This window comes from Pedobacter vanadiisoli, from assembly GCF_042684385.1.
Classification (GTDB): domain Bacteria; phylum Bacteroidota; class Bacteroidia; order Sphingobacteriales; family Sphingobacteriaceae; genus Pedobacter; species Pedobacter vanadiisoli.
In genome coordinates, this window is sequence record NZ_JBHULL010000028.1 from 1 (window position 1) to 4,996 (window position 4,996).

The 4,996-nt window shown below is 38.3% G+C and carries 5 protein-coding genes; 4 read left to right on the forward strand and 1 reads right to left on the reverse strand.

Going from position 1 to position 4,996, the window contains the following annotated elements; translation table 11 throughout:
• From ACFSR6_RS17595 to ACFSR6_RS17605, 3 genes are all read left to right on the forward strand, one after another.
• Positions 1 to 95 (forward strand): IS3 family transposase (locus tag ACFSR6_RS17595; protein ID WP_379073649.1); only part of this gene is annotated, 95 nt, incomplete at its 5' end.
• Positions 96 to 331: 236 nt separating this feature from the next.
• Positions 332 to 2,122 carry an ABC transporter ATP-binding protein gene (locus tag ACFSR6_RS17600; RefSeq protein WP_379081253.1) on the forward strand — a complete coding sequence of 597 codons (1,791 nt, stop codon included), beginning with the start codon at positions 332 to 334 and terminating at the stop codon, positions 2,120 to 2,122.
• 79 nt (positions 2,123 to 2,201) lie between these two features.
• Positions 2,202 to 2,525, forward strand: coding sequence for a DUF3276 family protein (locus ACFSR6_RS17605; RefSeq protein WP_025143846.1), 324 nt, complete (start codon positions 2,202 to 2,204; stop codon positions 2,523 to 2,525).
• Between the two features lie 75 nt (positions 2,526 to 2,600).
• Here the strand turns inward: ACFSR6_RS17605 and ACFSR6_RS17610 are convergent, their stop codons facing one another.
• On the reverse strand, positions 2,601 to 3,062 hold the full coding sequence (locus ACFSR6_RS17610; protein ID WP_379081255.1) for a hypothetical protein: 462 nt from the start codon (positions 3,060 to 3,062) through the stop codon (positions 2,601 to 2,603).
• 252 nt (positions 3,063 to 3,314) lie between these two features.
• On the opposite strand from ACFSR6_RS17610, the gene ychF reads away from it, so the two are divergent.
• On the forward strand, positions 3,315 to 4,415 hold the full coding sequence (ychF, locus tag ACFSR6_RS17615) for a redox-regulated ATPase YchF (RefSeq protein WP_379081257.1): 1,101 nt from the start codon (positions 3,315 to 3,317) through the stop codon (positions 4,413 to 4,415).
• Positions 4,416 to 4,996: the final 581 nt, after the last annotated feature.

The following is a 4,996-nucleotide window of genomic DNA, read 5'->3' on the forward strand; positions in this document are numbered from 1 at the left end:
ATGAGTATATTAGTTATTATAACAATAAAAGGATAAGATTGAACTTAAATGGAATGAGCCCGGTTGAATACCGGGCACAAGTCTTAAATAATTAATAAGTTTGTCCAACTTTTTGGGGGCAGTCCACGCAGCGAGGACTTGAAACGGTAGCAGGGCTGATGTAACGAAAAAGCACCTGACCCTGCTTTTCAAAATAATCATCGGCAACTAATCCTAATCGTACCTCCTGCTCTTCTCTTTTATGTCACCGAGTGTCATTATTTTTTAAAGCTTGAGTGCAAATGGATAAATATACCACAGAGAATAACAAAATTATCTAAGTTTGTACAACATGAAACATCTTGGCCGACTAAACAAATACTTTCTTAAATACAAATGGTGGATTATTCCAGGAAGTATTTTCGTAGTGATTTCCAATATTTTTGGCGTTGTGCCTGCGCAGGTAATCGGCTATGCGGTGGATCTGATTACCGAAAACATACAGGTTTTTAACCTTTTCGATGGTTTCGACCGCCAGGCAATTATTTACGATATTTTTAGCAGTAACCTTCTATATTTCGGCCTGTTGGTTATAGTGCTTTACCTGTTGCGCGGACTTTTTTTATTTTTTATGCGGCAAACCATTATTTTAATGTCGAGACATATCGAATTCGACATGAAAAATGATATTTACCAGCATTACCAGGAACTGAGTCTTGGTTTTTATCGTCGTAACAATACCGGCGACTTAATGAACAGGGCTACAGAGGATGTAAACCGGGTTAGGATGTATGTTGGCCCGGCAATTATGTATACCATTAACACTTTCGTTTTATCGGTACTGATCATTTGGTCGATGTTTGATGTAAACTCAAAACTGGCCATTTATTGTTTATTGCCACTTCCCTTTTTAGTGGTGATTATCTATTATGTAAATACCTTGATTTTTAAAAAAAGCGGAAAAATACAGGAGCGGTTATCAGATCTTTCGAGTTTTGTACAGGAGCGTTTTTCGGGAATAAGGATCATAAAATCTTATGTACGTGAGGATTATACCCGGAACATGTTCGAAATACAGAGCAATGAGTATAAAAAAGACTCGATGAGTTTGGTTAAAGTATCGGCACTGTTCTATCCTACCATGCTGTTGTTAATTGGCCTGAGTACAATTTTAACCATATATATAGGCGGCATCCAGGTAATGAATGGCAGCATTACAGCGGGTAACATTGCCGAATTTATCATTTATATCACCCAGTTAACTTTTCCGGTAACCATGCTGGGCTGGGTAACCTCTTTGATCCAAAGGGCGGCAGCATCGCAAAAACGTATTAACGAGTTCTTGGATATTCCTTCTGATATCCAATCGAAAGAGACTCAGGAAAGGGCTTTATCCGGTAATATCAAGTTCGATCAGGTAAGTTTTACCTATCCGCATACGGGAATTGAAGCCCTAAAGGAGATTAGTTTTGAGATCAAGAGTGGCGAGTTTGTGGCAATTATCGGAAAAACAGGTTCGGGAAAATCGACATTGGCAAACCTGATCATGCGGATGTATGATGTGGAAGATGGCGCTATTAAGGTGGATGGGACGAATATAAAGGATCTTAATTTGAAAGATTACCGCAACCAGATTGGTTTTGTGCCGCAAGAAGTATTCTTATTTTCTGATACAATAAAAAACAACATCGCCTTTGGTTTGGATACCTATACGGATGAAGAAGTGCATACAGCCGCTAAAAATGCTTCGGTTTATTCCAACATTATTGATTTTGAAGGCAAGTTTGAAACCATGCTTGGTGAACGTGGTATTACACTTTCCGGCGGGCAAAAACAAAGGGTTTCTATTGCCCGTGCACTGATCAAATCGCCCAGGATTTTGATATTTGACGACTGTCTTTCGGCTGTAGATACTAAAACCGAGGAAGAAATTTTGCAAAACATGGGTAAAATTATGGCCGGAAAAACCAGTATTTTAATTGCACACCGGATTTCTACCATTAAAAATGCAGATAAGATTTTGGTACTTGATAATGGAAAAATCATCGAACAAGGCACACACAGTGAATTACTTAAGCTAAATGGCCGTTATACGGAGCTTTATAACAACCAACTTTTGGAGCAGGAAACCCAAACGATTTAAATTGTATTAAAATTGTATTTTGAACTTTAAATATTTGCTTTATATTTACCGAAACCAATAACCAACATCAATACCAACCATGGGAGAATTCGACAACAAGGAAAGAGAAGAAGTTTTTTCTAAGAAAGTAAGAGCAGGTAAAAGAACTTATTTCTTCGACGTGAAGGCTACGAGATCGGGTGATTATTATTTAACAGTTACCGAGAGCAAAAAAAGATTAGAAGACGGTGTGTTTGTAAAACATAAAATCTTTTTATACAAAGAAGATTTCGAAAAATTTGCAGAAGGATTAAACGAAACTGTTGATTACATCAAAACCCACCAGGATGTGGTTGAAAAACGCTATGAATATTCTGAAAATGGAGAACATAGCACCAGAACCAACGACGATTTTACTTTTTAAGTAATATAATTTCAATAAAAAAGCCTTTCAGTTTTAAAAATTGGAAGGCTTTTCTATTGGTATACAATTTATCTTTTATTTTAAACCTATACTTAGGGCTACTGCAAGAATCAAAAAGAAATAACTCGCTAATGATACAATGGTTAGTATGCCCCAAAATTTAAAAAGTGATTTCAGGTTTGCAAGGGCATCGTTTAAATTTTCCTGGTCACCAAACAGTATACCCTGTTTACCCTTAGCTGAAAAACGCAACAACAGTAAACTTTGGTAAAAAAAGAGCAGTGCTAACAACAGGTAAAACATGGTAATGCCTATTGCCCCTGTACTGGCCAGTGGCCCCAATTGATTAAGCAAGGATGGATTAGCATTTATTGCTGCACCTATACCAAAAGAACTGAGCGTTAAAAATGCCGAAATCACAAACCCAACAACCGATAAAAACCTGGCCCATTTGCTCATGTCGTAAAAGTAGCTCCGCATTTCTTCGGTTACAACCAATTTTACTTCCTGAGGCAATTCTTTTTCAAAATCTTCCATTTATGTGTATCTCTATTTTGGGCTAAACATAGATAAAATATAGATTTGATACAATAGCAAAGGTTTAAATAAAGGTTTTAAAAGCTTATCTTTGCGCGGAATTTAGAGCGGAAAGCGGAAAGCGGAAAGCGGAAAGCGGAAAGCGGAAAGCGGAAAGCGGAAAGCGGAAAGCGGAAAGCGGAGAAGCATGGAGCATAGCCATTGACTATGAACCAAAAAACTATTGACTGTAAAATAAAGACTAAAATATAAATGGCATTACAATGTGGTATAGTTGGTTTACCAAATGTGGGAAAATCGACTCTTTTTAACTGTTTATCAAATGCAAAAGCGCAGGCAGCAAACTTTCCCTTTTGTACAATTGAGCCCAATGTTGGCGTAATTACGGTTCCGGATAACCGTTTGACCAAACTTGCTGAGCTGGTTAAGCCAAATAAAGTTCAGCCGAATACAATTGAGATTGTTGATATTGCGGGCCTGGTAAAAGGTGCATCGAAAGGTGAAGGGCTGGGAAACCAGTTTTTAGGGAATATCCGGGCTACAAATGCCATTATACACGTTTTACGTTGTTTTGACGACGGAAATGTAATCCATGTTGATGGTTCTGTTGACCCCATCCGTGACAGGGAAATTATCGATACAGAATTACAGCTTAAAGATCTGGATACGGTTGATAAACGTATTCAGAAAGTAGAGAAAATGGCTAAAACCGGTGGCGATAAGGATGCAAAACGTACCTACGAAATTTTAACGGTGGTTAAATCGCATTTAGAAAGCGGTAAATCGGTCCGTATGGCACCTTTGGCACAGGAAGATTTCGATTTTATTGAAGATTTAGGCCTACTTACCCAAAAACCGGTAATGTACGTGTGTAATGTTGACGAGGCATCGGTTGTTACCGGAAATAAATACGTAGATTTAGTAAAGGCAAATGTTGCTGACGAAAATGCTGAAGTGTTGGTTATTTCTGCTAAAATTGAGTCGGAAATTGCTGAACTGGATAGCTACGAAGAACGTCAGGAATTTTTGGCCGACTTAGGTTTAACTGAATCTGGTGTAAATAAACTGATCCGTGCTGCGTATAAATTATTGAACCTTTACACCTATTTTACTGCTGGCGTGCAAGAAGTTAGGGCATGGACCATTACCAAAGGCTTTACAGCTCCACAGGCGGCCGGCGTAATCCACACTGATTTTGAAAAAGGTTTTATCCGTGCTGAGGTAATTAAATACAATGATTTTATAACCCTGGGCTCTGAAAATGCCTGTAAAGAAGCAGGCAAACTTGGTGTAGAAGGAAAAACCTATGTAGTGGAAGATGGCGACATCATGCACTTCAGGTTTAATGTTTAAACTCCTAAATCCCCTAAAGGGGACTTTGAAAAACTTAGAGCCATTCGAAAGAGTGGCTTTTTTTTGGTTTAAACTTTTGCCAAGAGATACTGTGAAAACCATTTCTTTCGCCTTTGAACCATATTAGGCATATAAGCACATGTATGCTTAAATGATAACAACTCTACATATTAACTAAAGATCCTGAAATAAATTACCTTCGGTGAACTCACTTAATGCTCGGTTCAGGATGGCGAACAAGAAAAGATCCAGAGTTGACAACTTTAATAGCACAGTTGCCCAGAAAGTTGTCAACTCTCTTGGGCAGTTGTCGAGCGGAGTCGAAGCGTATTACAGGAACCAATTTTAACCACGGATAATACAGATCAACACGGATAATGAAGTTGTTCTTTCTTTTAACATAGCAGCAGCTAAATTGCCTCCTAAACCCGATTGCAATGTAAAGCCCGCAGCGTTGGACTGCCCCCAAAAAGTTGGACACTTTAATAGGAGCATTTTATGAGCAGAAAAATTAAGTATAGTCTGGAATTTAAACTGGCTATCATCGGTCAGGTCTTAAGTAGAGAGAAATCTTTGGTTTC

Coding starts and splice junctions, on each gene's coding strand:
- ACFSR6_RS17600 (WP_379081253.1), top strand. CDS start 332: ATGAAACATCTTGGCCGACTAAACAAATACTTTCTTAAATACAAATGG.
- ACFSR6_RS17605 (WP_025143846.1), top strand. CDS start 2,202: ATGGGAGAATTCGACAACAAGGAAAGAGAAGAAGTTTTTTCTAAGAAA.
- ACFSR6_RS17610 (WP_379081255.1), bottom strand. CDS start 3,062: ATGGAAGATTTTGAAAAAGAATTGCCTCAGGAAGTAAAATTGGTTGTA.
- ychF (WP_379081257.1), top strand. CDS start 3,315: ATGGCATTACAATGTGGTATAGTTGGTTTACCAAATGTGGGAAAATCG.